Source organism: Scandinavium sp. UTDF21-P1B (assembly GCF_040750395.1).
GTDB lineage: Bacteria > Pseudomonadota > Gammaproteobacteria > Enterobacterales > Enterobacteriaceae > Scandinavium.
Genome location: NZ_JBFLVD010000039.1, coordinates 1 through 15,324 on the forward strand (window position 1 = coordinate 1; position 15,324 = coordinate 15,324).

15 protein-coding genes and 1 tRNA gene are annotated in these 15,324 nt (G+C 55.4%); 2 read left to right on the plus strand and 14 right to left on the minus strand.

Going from position 1 to position 15,324, the window contains the following annotated elements; genetic code table 11:
* The 4 genes from AB1287_RS21825 to proB form a co-directional block, all read right to left on the minus strand.
* On the minus strand, window positions 1-1,166 hold a 1,166-nt coding region (locus tag AB1287_RS21825; RefSeq protein WP_435619085.1), incomplete at its 3' end, for a tyrosine-type recombinase/integrase.
* A gap of 163 nt (window positions 1,167-1,329) precedes the next feature.
* Window positions 1,330-1,405, minus strand: a tRNA-Thr gene (locus AB1287_RS21830).
* Between the two features lie 100 nt (window positions 1,406-1,505).
* Complete coding sequence (gene proA / locus AB1287_RS21835) at window positions 1,506-2,759, minus strand: glutamate-5-semialdehyde dehydrogenase (protein ID WP_435619086.1); 1,254 nt, start codon at window positions 2,757-2,759, stop codon at window positions 1,506-1,508.
* A 10-nt stretch (window positions 2,760-2,769) separates the two neighbouring features.
* Complete coding sequence (gene proB, locus AB1287_RS21840; RefSeq protein WP_435619087.1) at window positions 2,770-3,873, minus strand: glutamate 5-kinase; 1,104 nt, start codon at window positions 3,871-3,873, stop codon at window positions 2,770-2,772.
* 275 nt (window positions 3,874-4,148) lie between these two features.
* On the opposite strand from proB, the gene ompC reads away from it, so the two are divergent.
* Window positions 4,149-5,246 carry a porin OmpC gene (ompC, locus tag AB1287_RS21845; protein WP_435619088.1) on the plus strand — a complete coding sequence of 366 codons (1,098 nt, stop codon included), beginning with the start codon at window positions 4,149-4,151 and terminating at the stop codon, window positions 5,244-5,246.
* Window positions 5,247-5,306: 60 nt separating this feature from the next.
* Here the strand turns inward: ompC and crl are convergent, their stop codons facing one another.
* The 3 genes from crl to gpt form a co-directional block, all read right to left on the minus strand.
* On the minus strand, window positions 5,307-5,705 hold the full coding sequence (gene crl, locus AB1287_RS21850; protein WP_312624885.1) for a sigma factor-binding protein Crl: 399 nt from the start codon (window positions 5,703-5,705) through the stop codon (window positions 5,307-5,309).
* 57 nt (window positions 5,706-5,762) lie between these two features.
* On the minus strand, window positions 5,763-7,007 hold the full coding sequence (gene frsA / locus AB1287_RS21855; RefSeq protein ID WP_435619089.1) for an esterase FrsA: 1,245 nt from the start codon (window positions 7,005-7,007) through the stop codon (window positions 5,763-5,765).
* 100 nt (window positions 7,008-7,107) lie between these two features.
* Entirely contained in the window at window positions 7,108-7,566 is a 459-nt protein-coding gene (gene gpt, locus AB1287_RS21860; RefSeq protein ID WP_312624888.1) for a xanthine phosphoribosyltransferase, read from the minus strand.
* Between the two features lie 255 nt (window positions 7,567-7,821).
* Between gpt and pepD the strand changes: the two genes are divergently transcribed.
* Window positions 7,822-9,279 carry a cytosol nonspecific dipeptidase gene (gene pepD, locus AB1287_RS21865; RefSeq protein ID WP_312624889.1) on the plus strand — a complete coding sequence of 486 codons (1,458 nt, stop codon included), beginning with the start codon at window positions 7,822-7,824 and terminating at the stop codon, window positions 9,277-9,279.
* 147 nt (window positions 9,280-9,426) lie between these two features.
* Here pepD and dinB read toward each other — a convergent pair whose 3' ends face one another.
* From dinB to AB1287_RS21900, 7 genes are all read right to left on the minus strand, one after another.
* Window positions 9,427-10,485 (minus strand): DNA polymerase IV, encoded by a 1,059-nt coding sequence (gene dinB / locus AB1287_RS21870; RefSeq protein ID WP_312624890.1) that lies wholly within the window; start codon window positions 10,483-10,485, stop codon window positions 9,427-9,429.
* A 126-nt stretch (window positions 10,486-10,611) separates the two neighbouring features.
* A complete protein-coding gene (nqrM, locus tag AB1287_RS21875; RefSeq protein WP_435619090.1) occupies window positions 10,612-10,827 on the minus strand; it encodes a (Na+)-NQR maturation NqrM in 216 nt (71 codons plus the stop codon).
* Between the two features lie 2 nt (window positions 10,828-10,829).
* The gene (gene nqrF / locus AB1287_RS21880) at window positions 10,830-12,053 is read right to left on the minus strand and encodes an NADH:ubiquinone reductase (Na(+)-transporting) subunit F (RefSeq protein ID WP_435619091.1); all 1,224 of its coding nucleotides are present in this window, start codon (window positions 12,051-12,053) and stop codon (window positions 10,830-10,832) included.
* An 11-nt stretch (window positions 12,054-12,064) separates the two neighbouring features.
* Window positions 12,065-12,661, minus strand: a complete 597-nt coding sequence (gene nqrE / locus AB1287_RS21885) for an NADH:ubiquinone reductase (Na(+)-transporting) subunit E (protein ID WP_435619092.1) — start codon at window positions 12,659-12,661, stop codon at window positions 12,065-12,067.
* A gap of 6 nt (window positions 12,662-12,667) precedes the next feature.
* On the minus strand, window positions 12,668-13,306 hold the full coding sequence (locus AB1287_RS21890; RefSeq protein WP_435619093.1) for an NADH:ubiquinone reductase (Na(+)-transporting) subunit D: 639 nt from the start codon (window positions 13,304-13,306) through the stop codon (window positions 12,668-12,670).
* The gene (locus AB1287_RS21895) at window positions 13,299-14,093 is read right to left on the minus strand and encodes a Na(+)-translocating NADH-quinone reductase subunit C (protein WP_435619094.1); all 795 of its coding nucleotides are present in this window, start codon (window positions 14,091-14,093) and stop codon (window positions 13,299-13,301) included. Before AB1287_RS21895 ends, AB1287_RS21890 begins: the two co-directional genes overlap by 8 nt.
* Window positions 14,086-15,324 carry an NADH:ubiquinone reductase (Na(+)-transporting) subunit B gene (locus AB1287_RS21900; protein WP_312629360.1) on the minus strand — a complete coding sequence of 413 codons (1,239 nt, stop codon included), beginning with the start codon at window positions 15,322-15,324 and terminating at the stop codon, window positions 14,086-14,088. The genes AB1287_RS21895 and AB1287_RS21900 overlap by 8 nt, the downstream gene beginning before the upstream one ends.

The window sequence follows — 15,324 nt, forward strand, 5'->3', positions numbered from 1 at the left end:
CTAAAACAGGTGTGCTGGCAGTACCACTGCATCATCTCCCTCCTTCCTTCCAGATACAACGCATGGTTATACGTCCCACGAATCGCATTCTTATCAACGTGAGCCAGCTGGGTTTCAATCCATGCCGTATTGAACCCTTTCTCATGCAAAATCGTACTCATCGTGTGGCGGAAACCATGTCCCGTTACCTTCCCCGTGTATCCAATCCGCTTAAACACCTGATTAATACTCGCTTCGCTCATTGTTTTGCGGGGATCATTCCTTCCAGGAAACACCAGAGGATATTGCCCAGACATCACTTTGAGCTGCTGTACGATCTCAAGCGCTTGGGTAGAGAGGGGGACAAGGTGAGGGCGTTTCATCTTCATACGCTCCGCGGGAATTTCCCACACCGCTTTTTCAAGATCAAACTCACTCCAGAAAGCACCTCGGAGCTCGCCAGTGCGAACTCCCGTAAGGATCAGCAGACGAGCGGAAAGAACAACCAGCGGGCTGCCTGTATAGCCAGAAAGAGCTTTAAAGAAGTCTGGTAACTCCTCAACGGTAAGGAAGGGATAATGCTTCGATTCATGCCCTGACATCGCGCTGGTTAGATCCGCTGCAGGGTTGTATTCCGCACGGCCAGTAACGATGGCGTAACGAAAGACTTCGCTGCAGCGCTGGCGAACCTTCTTGGCCTTCTCTGTCGCGCCACGACTTTCCATTCGACGTAACACATTCAGTAGAACCAATGGCTTGATTTCATTCACCGGCTGCTGGCCGATATAGGGGAAAATATCTTTATTAAGGGCCTCCAGAATGTCTGAAGCATACCCTTCTGACCATCTGCTCACCTTCGTACCGTGCCACTCAAGCGCCACAGACTGGAACGTATTATTGAGCTGCACATCACGAATCAGCTTTTCTTCTTTCTTTGCAAACGATGGATCGATACCTTCGGCCAGTTTTTTCTTGGCTTCATCACGCAGTGCCCGAGCTTGTGCAAGGGACACAGCTGGATAAACACCAAAAGCCATACGCTTCTCTTTTCCATTGAAGCGATATTTCATCCGCCAGTATCGAGAACCAGAGGGAACGACTTCAAGATACAAACCAGCACCATCTGCCAGCTTGTAGGCTTTCTCTCTGGGTTTAGCTGCATCCACCTGTCGCGCATTTAGCTTCATTGGGGGCATCTCCCTGGACCGAACACAGAATGCCCCCACTTATGCCCCCAACTGTAACTTGATTCCGGTTGAGTCCAGTTGATAACAGGAGATAAAATACGGGCTAGAAACCGCAGTATACGGGCTTTAAGTTGATTTCGGTAGGCTTGGGAAGAGTTTGAAATGGTGCCGATAATAGGAGTCGAACCTACGACCTTCGCATTACGAATGCGCTGCTCTACCAACTGAGCTATATCGGCACTGAGGGGAAGTGCTACGGGGCAAAAGCTTAAAACGCTGCGGGTGATGCGTCAATGGCCTTTAGAATCAACTGCCTGTTTTTGCATCACCCGTTTTCAATTACGCACGGATTGTATCGTCACCAAAGCCAATCCACTTGTAGGTGGTCAACGCTTCGAGCCCCATCGGGCCGCGTGCGTGCAGCTTCTGCGTGCTGACCGCCACTTCGGCCCCCAGGCCAAACTGGCCGCCGTCGGTGAAGCGGGTAGAGGCATTGACGTACACCGCAGAGGAATCCACTTCGTTGATAAAGCGGTCGGCGTTGCGCAGCGTACGGGTCAGAATGGCGTCGGAATGCTGGGTTCCGTGCTCCCGAATATGCGCAATTGCGCCGTCGAGGCCGTCGACCAGCTTCACGTTCAAATCCAGCGACAGATATTCATCGTCATACTGCTGCGTCTGAACCGCTTCCACCTTCGCCGGGCCAGCCTGAAGCTGCGACAGCGCGTTAGCGTCTGCGTGCAGCGTTACACCACTTTCCGCCATCTGTTTGCTCAGCACAGGCAGGAATGTGTCGGCGATATCTTTATGGACCAGCAGCGTTTCCACGGTATTGCAGGTGCTCGGACGCTGGGTTTTGGCGTTAACGATAATCTTCAGGGCCGGTTCAAACTCTGCAGAATCATCGACGTAGATATGACACACGCCAATTCCGCCAGTGATCACCGGGATCGTCGACTGCTCGCGGCACAGCTTGTGCAGACCAGCGCCACCGCGTGGGATCAGCATGTCGATATATTTGTCCATGCGCAGCATTTCGTTCACCAGCGCGCGGTCCGGGCTTTCAATGGCCTGCACGGCACCCGCCGGCAAACCGCACTCTTCCAGCGCCTGCTGGATCACTTTTACGGTAGCGGCATTCGTGCGCCAGGTCTCTTTCCCCCCGCGCAGGATAGCCGCGTTGCCCGTTTTCAGGCACAGCGAGGCAACGTCTACCGTGACGTTCGGACGCGCTTCATAAATCACCCCTACCACGCCAAGCGGCACGCGGCGACGTTCGATACGCAGGCCGCTGTCCAGCAATCCGCCGTCTATTACCTGCCCGACCGGATCGGCGAGCTTGCACACCTGACGCACGTCATCAGCGATGCTTTTCAGGCGAGCGGGCGTCAGCGTCAGGCGATCGAGCAGCGCTTCACTCAGGCCACTGGCGCGAGCCTCTTCCAGATCCTGCGCATTAGCGCTCAAAATCGTATCCGTCTGCGCTTCCAGATAATCAGCAATCTTTTCCAGAACCTGATTTTTTTCGCGGCCGGACAGCTGCGCCAGCTTGTACGAAGCCGCTTTGGCAGCGATGCCCATTTGTTCCAGCATTGAAAGCTCCTTAACGGATGATCATGTCGTCGCGATGCACGGCTACCGGGCCATACTCGTAGCCAAGAATGGCGTCGATTTGCTGTGAGTGCTGGCCGGCAATGCGGCGCAGCGCGTCGCTGTTGTAGCGGGATACGCCGTGGGCGATGTCGCGACCGTCCAGCGTACGAATACGGATTACTTCACCACGGGAGAAGTTGCCTGTCACTCTTTTAATTCCTTTTGGAAGTAATGAACTCCCTCTTTCCAGAATCGCGGAAACAGCGCCTTCATCAACCGTAATTTCTCCCGCAGGAGGTGCGCCAAAAATCCAGCGCTTACGGGTTTCGAGCGGAGAGGTTTGCGCGTGGAAGCGGGTGCCAACGGCAATGCCTTCCATCACGTCGCCAATTACGCCCGGGCGGCTGCCCGCAGCGATAATGGTATCGATGCCCGCGCGGCAGGCGACGTCGGCGGCCTGTAATTTAGTACCCATACCGCCGGTACCAAGGCCGGAAACGCTGTCGCCAGCAATGGCGCGCAGCGCATCATCAATGCCGTGAACGTCCTGGATCAGCTCCGCCTGCGGGTTGGTGCGCGGATCGGCGGTGAACAGGCCTTGCTGATCTGTCAGCAACAGAAGCTTGTCCGCTCCCGCCAGAATGGCCGCCAGCGCGGAGAGATTGTCGTTATCGCCAACTTTAATTTCAGCTGTCGCCACCGCGTCATTCTCGTTAATGACCGGTACGATGTTGTTATCCAGCAGCGCACGCAGCGTGTCGCGTGCATTCAGGAAGCGTTCGCGATCCTCCATATCGGCACGAGTCAGCAGCATCTGACCCACGTGAATGCCGTAGATGGAGAAAAGCTGTTCCCAGAGCTGAATCAGACGGCTCTGGCCAACAGCCGCCAGCAGCTGTTTGGAAGCGATAGTGGCAGGGAGTTCCGGGTAGCCCAGGTGTTCGCGTCCGGCGGCAATCGCGCCTGACGTCACGATCACAATACGATGTCCTGCGGCGTGAAGCTGCGCGCACTGACGCACCAGTTCAACGATATGCGCACGGTTCAGGCGGCGCGAGCCACCGGTTAATACACTGGTACCCAGTTTTACGACCAGCGTCTGGCTGTCACTCATGATTCTCTGCCATTCAATCATTACGAAAAGGACGTTTTAGCAGGAGTCAGGCGGCTTGCCAACTCCCGCAAAGGGTTGCTGAGCACTTTGTTGCGCGGGATCAGGAAGCGTAGCGGCAGAAAATGGCTTTTTTATGACAGAAATAGATAAATACAGATATTTAAAATTATTCTTACTTTGTCATAAAACGTTCATTTCCCGGCGTTACAACCCTTCCTGTTTTTTACATCGGGCGAGTTCCCAAATTTCAGCGCGTAGATAAATCAGGGTTAAAAATGAAAAAGACAACACTGGCATTAATCGTACTGGGCGTAATGTCTACTGGTGCAGCACAAGCCGCAGAAGTTTATAACAAAGACGGTAATAAGCTGGATCTTTACGGCCGCGTGAAAGCCGAACACTATATGAGTGATAACGATGCCGTGGATGGCGACCAGTCTTATATTCGTCTGGGCTTTAAGGGCCAGACTCAAATTAACGACCAGCTGACCGGTTTTGGTCAGTGGGAATATCAGGTTGCCGCCAACAAAGTGGAAGGTGACCCGAATACGACGAAAACCCGTCTGGCTTTTGCGGGTCTGAAAGCAGGTGACGCAGGCTCCTTCGACTACGGTCGTAACTACGGCATTCTGTATAACGTTGCGGCCTACACGGATATGATCCCGGAGTTCGGTGATGACTCCTTCGTTAAAACCGATAACTTCATGACCGGTCGTGCCAACGGTGTTGCAACCTACCGTAACAACAACTTCTTCGGCCTGGTCGACGGCCTGAAAGTGGCGGTACAGTATCAGGGCAAGAACGAGAACGATGGCCGTGCGGCCAGCAAAGCCAACGGAGACGGCTTCGGTACCTCTCTGAGCTATGATTTCGGCGACTCGGGCTTCACTCTGGGCGCAGCGTACGCCAACTCTAACCGCACGCTGACCCAGCAGGACAGCGATTTCGGCAAGGGCAGCGACGCCGAAGCCTGGACCACTGGCTTTAAATACGATGCTAACAACGTTTACCTGGCTGCGATTTATGCTGAAACCCGTAATATGACGCCAATTTCCGGCACGGCTTCGATCGGCGGTGTAGATACCAAAGTCAGCGGTTTTGCGAATAAAAACCAGGCGTTTGAAGTTGTGGCACAATACCAGTTTGATTTCGGTCTGCGCCCGTCCATCGGTTATATCCAGTCTAAAGGCAAGGATATTGAAGGCGTTGGCGATGCGGATCTGGTGAAATATATTGACGTAGCGGCAACTTACTACTTCAACAAAAACATGTCTGCCTTTGTGGATTATAAAATTAACCAGCTGAGCGATGACAATAAGCTTGCCCTGAACAACGACGACGTGGTTGCTCTGGGCCTGGTTTATCAGTTCTGATTATTCCCCAATGCAAAAGGCCCCTCATGATGAGGGGCCTTTTTATTATTCTGGCAGATTTCAGGCTGATAATCTCACGGGCTGGGTAACGTCTTCGGCAGGCTCCAGCTTCAGACCCAGGGTTTTCAGCAGCTCTTCTGCTCGCACATGGAAATCACGCAACGTTTGTTCCAGCCGGTCAGTCACTTCGGTGTCTTTGATAGCCGTCGGCTGCCAGACGCCGTCTTTGTCGAACAGGCCAAACTGATAGCTGTAGGTAAACCGCTTTTCCTGGGCTTCCATTTCCAGCCACCAGCCCCAGAATTCACGCTTCTCGGGTGCCGGTTTAACATTGACGCAGACGGCCAGGCAATCGAAGAAGAAGCGATTGTCCTCACACTGCTCTTCCCGGATGTACGGGCCCAGGGCCATGAACTTCTTGATCAGTTTACTCTTCGGGTGTCCACTCGGTAACGTCATTACAGTCTCCTTTAGTGATGCACCTGTTTTACCAAAACAATAGAATTTAGCAATCTATTAACCTAATCGATCGTTGATCCACCCGGCAATTTCTTTCAGCGCTTTGTCAAAATTACGGTAAACCGGCTTAAACGGGATCTGCATCAATTTACCATCCGCAGAGGAAGAGGTGATGAGGCGTGACTCCTCTTCCGGGCTGAAAGGATCGTTCTGCCAGTAGCCGGAAAGCATTGGCGTCGGGCAGCGCCGCCCCAGCAGCCCCTGAGTTTTCAGCGAATAGCGATTAAGCTCAACGCGTAAAGCGTCGTCGGAAGCATCGTGCATACCCAGTCGGGACGCCAGCACGTCGAGATACATTTCCGGCACGTTCCCCTGACGCAGCGGATCGCACAGCAGACCATGCACCACCGGCCCAAGACAGGCCACTGCTTTCAAACGCGGCGATTCCAGATACGCCAGACGCACCGCCACGTTCGCGCCAAAGCGGAAACCAAATGCGGCCACCCGGGTATGATCAACCCACGGAATGTTTGGCAGGTTCTTCAGCACCTGCTGATGCAGGAAGCTCGAGTCCTGAGTGAGCTTCCATTTTGATGAGAAACCAATCGACGGCATATCCAGCGTCAGCATGGCGATGCCGAGCGGCGCCAGATAGCGCTCAAACAGGCTGTAGTTGTCGCTTTGCAATGCATCCAGCCCGCCGCACATCAGCACGGTCGGAAATGGGCCATCCCCCGGCGGCATATGCAGGAAACCGCTGACGGGCGCGCCACCCGGAATGGTGAACTCCAGCTCACGCATAGAGCCAGGCAGGCGCTGTGCCGCTTCCTCATAGGCACGATTCGCCAGCGCCTGAGCCTGGTCGGCCAGCTCGTCGCCTTTGAGGTGCGGGTAAGCAGCAATGCTGTAAAGGTTGGAAGCGTGGAGCCAGTGGCGGCCCGCTTTCGCGTCATCCTGCTCCTGCGTGGCCTTCTGCTGCCAGAGCATTGCCTGTTTTGACCACTCGTATATCCAGTTGCCACCGCGGTAGCCCACTACCGTATCGTAAAGTTCAGCGTCGGTGCGCTCGGCCTCGCTCATGACGATACGCGCCTGCACGTCGAGAATTTCCTGCGGCGTAACGCCGCGCCAGATCCACATCAGGCGGTTGACCATCCGATACCAGTGCGGCACGTTTTTTCCGTCCAGCGCAGATTGCACCGCGGGCTGCGAGCCAGCATTAAAACGACGCACCAGCGTCGAGGTTTCGGGGTGTTTAAAACGGGGCTTAAAGAGGACTTCGCTGAGGTTGGCTTCTGGCATCGCATAGACTCCATAAATACGACATGGACTCTATTGTAACCTGCCGGGCGCCAAAAAGAACAACGCCCGGCAAGCCGGGCGCTGAAAGAATAGTGTTGAATTAACGGCCAGAGATAGGCGGCACAAACACCACGCCCATATCCCACGGCTGCTCAATCCAGGTATCCTGAGGGATATCAATCACGTAATCATCAACCAGCGGCTTGCCGGCAGGCTTAGCGAAGATAGTGACGAAGTGCGCTTTCGGGTACATTTCACGAATTGCAACGGCGGTGCCACCGGTGTCGACCAGATCGTCAATCACGATAAAGCCTTCACCATCGCCTTCGGCACGCTTCAGGACTTTCAGCTCGCGCTGGTTGTCGTGGTCGTAGCTGGAAATGCAGACGGTATCGACATGACGAATACCCAGTTCACGGGCCAGCAGAGCGCCTGGTACCAGACCTCCACGGCTGACGGCAATAATGCCTTTCCACTGCTCGGAGGGCATCAGGCGCGCGGCCAGTTTGCGTGCATGGATCTGCAACATGTCCCAGGTAACGACGTATTTTTCGCTCATGTGATTGTATCCCAGCCTGTAAAACGGCTTAAAAAATGTTCGGGGTGATTCCAGGTTGCGCGAGATTATAGAGATCTGACGCACTAAAAACCAGTGTTTAACGGCCTCGCCGGGAGTTTTTGCGCGTATCCCACTACCAGAGCGGGCAGAAAGTGGTATTCTCAACGCCATCTCGCAAGTCAGGCTCCACGCCTGTTTGCCCTTGCTAACCCATTACCTGCAAGCCGTTTTGCAGGAGCCGTAAGGAGACTCACCGTGTCTGAACTGTCTCAACTGTCCCCGCAGCCACTGTGGGACATTTTTGCCAAAATCTGTTCCATTCCCCATCCCTCCTATCACGAAGAACAGCTTGCCGAACACATCATGGGCTGGGCAAAGGAAAAAGGCCTGCATGCAGAGCGCGACCAGGTAGGTAACATCCTGATTCGTAAAGCCGCAACGGCAGGTATGGAAAACCGCAAACCGGTGGTTATGCAGGCTCACCTCGATATGGTGCCGCAGAAAAACAACGACACCGTTCACGACTTCACTAAAGATCCGATTCAGCCATACATCGACGGCGAGTGGGTAAAAGCACGCGGCACCACACTGGGTGCGGATAATGGCATCGGTATGGCTTCTGCGCTGGCTGTGCTGGCGGACGACACCGTGGTTCACGGCCCGCTGGAAGTGCTGCTGACCATGACCGAAGAAGCAGGCATGGACGGTGCGTTTGGTCTTCAGCCAAACTGGCTGCAGGCGGACATCCTGATCAACACCGACTCCGAAGAAGAAGGTGAGATCTACATGGGCTGCGCGGGCGGGATCGATTTTATCACCACCCTGCCGCTGACTCGTGAAGCGATTCCGGCTGGCTTCCAGAGCTTTAAGCTGACCCTGAAAGGCCTGAAAGGCGGCCACTCCGGCGGCGATATTCATTTAGGTCTGGGCAACGCCAACAAACTGCTGGCGCGTTTCCTGGCCGGTCACGCAGCCGAGCTGGATCTGCGCCTGGTTGATTTCAACGGCGGTACTCTGCGCAACGCCATCCCGCGCGAAGCCTTCACCACCGTGGCGGTACCAGCGGCGAAAGCGGATACCCTGAAAGCACTGGCAGCAGAATACCAGGCCATCCTGAAAAATGAGCTGGAAGCAAAAGAGAAGAACCTGATCGTGATTCTGGAAGCGGTCAGCGCGGATAAAAACGCCCTGAGTGAAAAATCCCGCGACAGCTTCATTCAGCTGCTGAACGCTACCCCAAACGGCGTGATCCGTAATTCCGACGTCGCTAAAGGCGTGGTGGAAACTTCCCTGAACGTCGGCGTGGTCACCATGCAGGACGACAACGTCGAAATCATCTGCCTGATTCGTTCTCTGATCGACAGCGGCAAAGACTACGTGGTCAGCATGCTGGAATCACTGGGCAAGCTGGCAGGCGCGAAAACGGCACCGAAGGGTGGCTACCCAGGCTGGCAGCCTGATGCTAACTCTCCGGTAATGCACCTGGTGCGCGAAACCTATCAGCGCCTGTTCGACAAAACGCCGAACATCCAGATCATCCACGCCGGTCTGGAATGCGGTTTGTTCAAAAAACCGTATCCGGACATGGACATGGTTTCCATCGGCCCAACCATCACCGGCCCGCACTCGCCGGACGAGCAGGTTCACATCGAAAGCGTGGGCCAGTACTGGACCCTGCTGACCGAACTGCTGAAAGCCATTCCTGCGAAGTAAATAGCGGCAAAATAAGCCTGCTGATCTCTGCATAAAAAAGCCTCCGGACGGAGGCTTTTTTGTTGGCTCGAGCCCGGTGGCGCAAGCTTACCGGGCCTACAAATTTGTCATCAGCGTAGGCCTGCGCAAGCAAAACGCCGCCAGGCGTCACAGCCCTAAAACCAGCTGCCGTTCAAGCTGTGGATCGAGCAGCGTCACATGCACCCCTACCAGCCTCACGCCGCGCCCGCCTCGTCTCTCCTGCCAGGTTTTATACGCCGTCGCGATCAGATCGTCTTTGTTCAGCTTCGGCCAGACATGCTCCTGGGTGGTCTGCTGAAAGTCATTAAACTTAAGCTTGATACCCTGGCGGGCAATCAGCAGATCCGGTTTTACTTTCGTAAGCCTGCGCTCAAGCTCCGGGTATAGCTGGTTCACGATGATTGCCTCGCAGTCGCTCCATTCGTGAATGTCCTCCGCCAAAGTGCGCTCCACGCCGATTGATTTGCGCAGCCGCTCGCTGTTCACATCTCGCTCGTCAATGCCGTTGCTGCGCTCCCACAGCACCCGACCAAACTTACCAAAGCGTTTAAGCAGCATCGCCAGATCGGTTCGCTGCACGTCTTCACAGGTGCGGAGCCCCATGTTTTCGAGCTTCGCGGCAGAAACTTTGCCAACGCCCGGAATTTTCGCCAGCGGCAGCGTTTTCAGGAAAACGGGGACATCATCAGGTGTGATCACGTACTGGCCGTTGGGCTTATTCAGATCGGAAGCGATTTTGGCCAGAAATTTCACCGGCGCAATGCCAGCCGATGCTGTCAAATCCAGCTCCTTATGGATAGTCTGGCGGATCTCTTCCGCCATCAGCGTGGCCGAACCGTGGCAGTGCATGCTGTCGGTCACATCCAGGTAGGCCTCGTCCAGCGAGAGCGGCTCAATCAGCGAAGTGTAACGGGAGAATATTTCGCGGATGTGGTTTGAGGCTTCTTTGTAGGCGTCGAATCGGCCGGGAAGCAGCGTGAGGTGTGGACAAAGCTTGAGGGCCATTCCGGTCGGCATCGCGCTGCGCACGCCAAACTTACGTGCCGGATAGTTAGCAGTGCTGATCACTCCCCGCCGCTCCCGGCTTCCGCCGATGGCAATGGGAATATCGCGCAGGGCTGGATTATCCCGCATTTCCACCGCGGCGAAAAAACAGTCCATATCGACATGGATAATTTTGCGCATACTCAGCCCTCACACATTACTGGTTAAGTATACAGTAAAATAATGAGAGACGCGAAGGCGAGGATTTGGCTTCGAGGAATGTTGCCCGGCGACACCTCGTTTGCCGGGCCTATGTCAGAAACAAATTCAGAGTATACGGTTTTGCTGGCGCTGCGCCTCGCGGGCCAGGCGCTTTTTGCGTGCATCGCACGGCTCGGGGCAATCGCAGACCTTCTCCAGCCCCAGCGACGAAATCCCGCCGCAGCTCCCCTGAATACTTTTACGCTTCACCAGATAGCCGAGCGACATGCCGAAGACAACCAGCACAAACACCGCGAACGTAGCCAGAAAGACCGTCAACATCTTCAGCCTCCGAAATCGTCGAGCATGATGTTTTCATCTTCAACGCCAAGATCTTTCAGCATTCTGATGACCGCCGCATTCATCACCGGCGGCCCGCACATATAGAACTCGCAGTCTTCCGGGGCGTTATGGTGCTTCAGGTAGTTTTCATACAACACGTTATGGATAAACCCGGTGTGCCCCGTCCAGTTATCTTCCGGCTGCGGATCGGAGAGCGCCACGTGGAAGGTGAAGTTCGGATTATCGCGCGCAAGCTGTTCAAACTCATCATCGTAGAACATTTCGCGCAGCGAGCGTGCACCGTACCAGAAGCTGATTTTGCGCTGACTCCCGAGACGCTTGAGCTGATCGAAAATATGCGAACGCATCGGCGCCATACCCGCACCACCACCAATAAAGACCATTTCTGCGTCCGTTTCTTTCGCGAAGAATTCGCCAAACGGCCCCGAAATCGTGACCTTATCGCCCGCTTTCAGCGACCAGATATACGACGACATGATGCCGGGTGGCACATCCGCTGCGGACGGCGGCGGCGTGGCGATACGGACGTTGAGCATGATAATGCCCTTCTCATCCGGGTAGTTCGCCATCGAGTAGGCTCGCAGCGTCGGCTCTTTGACCTCGGATACATAGCGGAAAAGGTTAAATTTATCCCAGTCGCCGCGGTATTCGTCCGGCACGTCGAAATCGGCATAGGCGACTTTGTGCGACGGGCACTCAATCTGAATATAGCCTCCCGCGCGAAACGGCACGCTTTCGCCTTCCGGGATTGCAAGCTTCAGCTCTTTAATGAAGGTGGCTTTATTATCGTTGGAGATAACCTCGCACTCCCATTTTTTGACACCGAAGATCTCTTCCGGCAGCTCGATTTTCATGTTCTGACGAACCGCCACCTGGCACGCCAGACGACAGCCCTCTTTCGCTTCACGCTTGCTGATATGCGAAAGCTCAGTCGGCAGAATATCGCCTCCCCCCTCTTTCACCGTCACGCGGCACTGCCCGCATGAGCCGCCGCCGCCGCATGCCGAAGAAACAAAAATACCGTTGCTGGAGAGCGTATTCAGCAGCTTATCGCCCGCCGGAGTACGAATCTGCTTGTCCGCCTCGCTGTTGATCTCAATGACCACGTCGCCCGCGTTCACAAGCCTGGCGCGCGCCGCCAGAATCAACAACGACAACGCCAGCACGATAAGCGTAAACATGACTACGCCGAGAATGATTTCCATCGCTTACGCCCTTATAGCTGCACGCCGGAGAATGACATAAAGCCCAGCGCCATCAGTCCGGTGGTGATAAAGGTGATCCCTAAGCCGCGCAGTCCTGCGGGCACGTTGGCGTACTTCATTTTTTCGCGAATGCCTGCCATCGCCACAATCGCCAGCATCCAGCCGATACCGGAGCCAAAGCCATAAACGATGGATTCCGGGAAGCTGTAGTCGCGCTGTACCATAAACGACACGCCGCCGAATATGGCGCAGTTCACGGCGATAAGCGGCAGGAAGATCCCGAGCGCGTTGTAGAGCGACGGGAAGTATTTATCGAGGATCATCTCAAGGATTTGCACCAGAGCGGCGATCACCCCGATAAAGGTGATGAAATTGAGGAAGCTCAGATCCACTCCTTCCACCAGCGCACCGTCGCGCAGCACCAGGTTGTAGATCAGGTTGTTGACCGGCACGGAGATCCCAAGCACGACGGTGACCGCCACGCCCAGGCCAAATGCCGTAGAGACTTTCTTCGATACCGCCAGGAACGTACACATGCCAAGGAAGAAGGCCAGCGCCATATTTTCCACAAACACCGCGCGCACAAAAAGACTGAGGTAATGAGCCATAGTCAGTTACTCCTTCTCCTGCTGTTCCGGCTTCCAGCTGCGCAGCGCCCAGATAAGCAAACCAATGATGAAAAACGCGCTCGGGGCGAGCAGGAACAGGCCGTTTGGCTGATACCAGCCGCCGTTCTGCACGGTTTGCAGCACGGTGATACCAAACAGTTTTCCGCTGCCGATAAGCTCGCGCAGGAACCCGACAATCATCAGGATTGCACCATAGCCCAGGCCGTTACCGATGCCGTCCATAAAGCTCGCCAGCGGCGGCGACTTCATGGCGTAGGCTTCGGCGCGCCCCATCACAATACAGTTGGTGATGATGAGCCCAACGAATACCGACAGCTGTTTAGACGTTTCATAGGCGAACGCACGTAAGAGCTGATCGACCACAATCACCAGAGAGGCGATGATCGCCATCTGCACGATAATGCGCACGCTGTTCGGAATGTGCTGGCGGATCATCGAGATAAACATGCTGGAAAACGCCGTCACCAGCGTGACCGCAATGGTCATCACGAAGGCCGTTTCCAGCCTGGTCGTTACCGCCAGCGCCGAACAGACGCCCAGCACCTGCAGCGCAATCGGGTTATTGGCAATAAGCGGCCCCACCAGCACCCGTTTTACTTCTTTCATTTCACCGAGTTCAGCCATGGTTCAGGCCTCCTTCACGCATCTGTTTGAGGAATGGCCCAAAACCCTGCTCTCCCATCCAGAAATCAAAACTGTGCTGCACGCCGTTGGAGGTCAGCGTCGCGCCGGACAGCCCGTCCACCGCATACTCATCGCCCGGACGCGCCGCGCCTTTCATGACCTTCAGCGCAGGCATGCCGTTGTCATCCAGCACTTTTTTACCGACAAACTGCTTACGCCAGGCCGGGTTTTCCACTTCCCCACCGAGCCCCGGCGTTTCACCCTGATCGTAGTAAGTGATGCCTTTCACCGTGCGTCCGTCTGTATCCAGCGCCACAAAGGCATACATCATCGACCACAGGCCGTTGCCGTAAACAGGCAGCACCACCTGCTGCACCTTTTGCTGAGCATCTTTAACGAGGTAGATTTCCACCACGTTGCTCCGTCGCTTAATGCCAGCCGGATCGTCGCCGGCCGCCAGCTGAATGCTCTGAGCAGGATCTTTAAGCGCCAGCCCCTGGTTAAAAGTGCCCGGATCTTTATCCAGCAGCGCACCGCTTTTCAGATCCAACAATCGCGGAGAAATACGCCCGGCAAAAACCGATGCGACGTCGCCCGGCGTCATTTCCGGCTGCATCAGCCCGGCTGCAGCCAGAATATTGCGCTGCTTATCCAGCGCTCGCTGCTCCTGCTGACGGGGCTTCAGACCGACCGCCGAGCCCGCCACGATGACGGAGCAAACCAGGCAAAGCACCAGCACAACCAGCAGCGTTTTACCGATGCTATCGTTACTTTTCACTTCAGCCACGCGACTTCCTCCGTTTGATGTTGGCCTGCACCACCAGGTAATCGAACAGCGGTGCAAAGAGGTTGGCAAACAGAATGGCCAGCATCATGCCTTCCGGATACGCCGGGTTAACCACGCGGATTAGCACGCACATCACGCCAATCAGCGCACCGTAGGCCCATTTCCCTTTGTCGGTAAAGGATGCCGAAACCGGATCCGTCGCCATAAACATCATGCCGAAGGCAAACCCGCCGAGCACCAGATGCCAGTACCACGGCATGGCAAACATTGGGTTAGTCGCGGAGCCGATAAAGTTGAACAGGGTGGCTGTCGCTATCATGCCGAGCATCACGCCCGCGACGATGCGCCAGGAAGCAATACGACCGAAAATAATGAGCGCGCCGCCGAGCAAAATCATCAGCGTGGAGACTTCACCAATTGAACCTGGAATGTTACCGAGGAAGGCATCCATCCAGGTGACGGGCTGCCCGGTGGTAACGTTCACCAGCGCTTCTCCGCCGTGGCTTGCCCATTGGGAAAGCGGCGTTGCACCTGAGAAGCCATCCGCTGCCGTCCACACCAGATCGCCCGAGATTTGCGCTGGATAGGCGAAGAACAGAAACGCACGCCCCGCCAGTGCAGGGTTGAGGAAATTACGTCCGGTTCCGCCAAAAATCTCCTTGCCGATCACTACGCCAAAGCTGATGCCGAGCGCCGCCTGCCACAGCGGCAGCGTGGGTGGCACAATCAGCGCGAACAAAATGGAGGTGACAAAGAAGCCTTCATTGATTTCATGTTTGCGCACGATGGCAAACAGCACTTCCCAGAAGCCGCCGACGATGAATACGGTCAGATAAATGGGCAGGAAGAAGACCGCGCCTAATCCCATCATGCTGAGCCAGCCCGCATCTGGCGCGAAGCTCACGCCCAGCCACTGTGCCACGCTGTAGTGCCAGTGGCTGGCAATCACCTGCTGCAGCTGTTCCACGCCGTAAAGCTTGTGCAAAGCCGGAAGGGTTTGCAGCCCGACGTTGTACATACCCCAGAACATGGCCGGGAATACCGCCAGCCATACCAGGATCATCATGCGTTTGAGATCGATGGCATCACGAACGTGCGATGCCCCTCTGGTCACCTGACCCGGCGTGTAGAAAATAGTCGCCGCCGCTTCATACAGCGGGTAATACTTCTCCAGCCTGCCACCTTGAGTAAAGTGCGGCTCAATTTTTTCCAGCAGATTTTTCAAACCCAT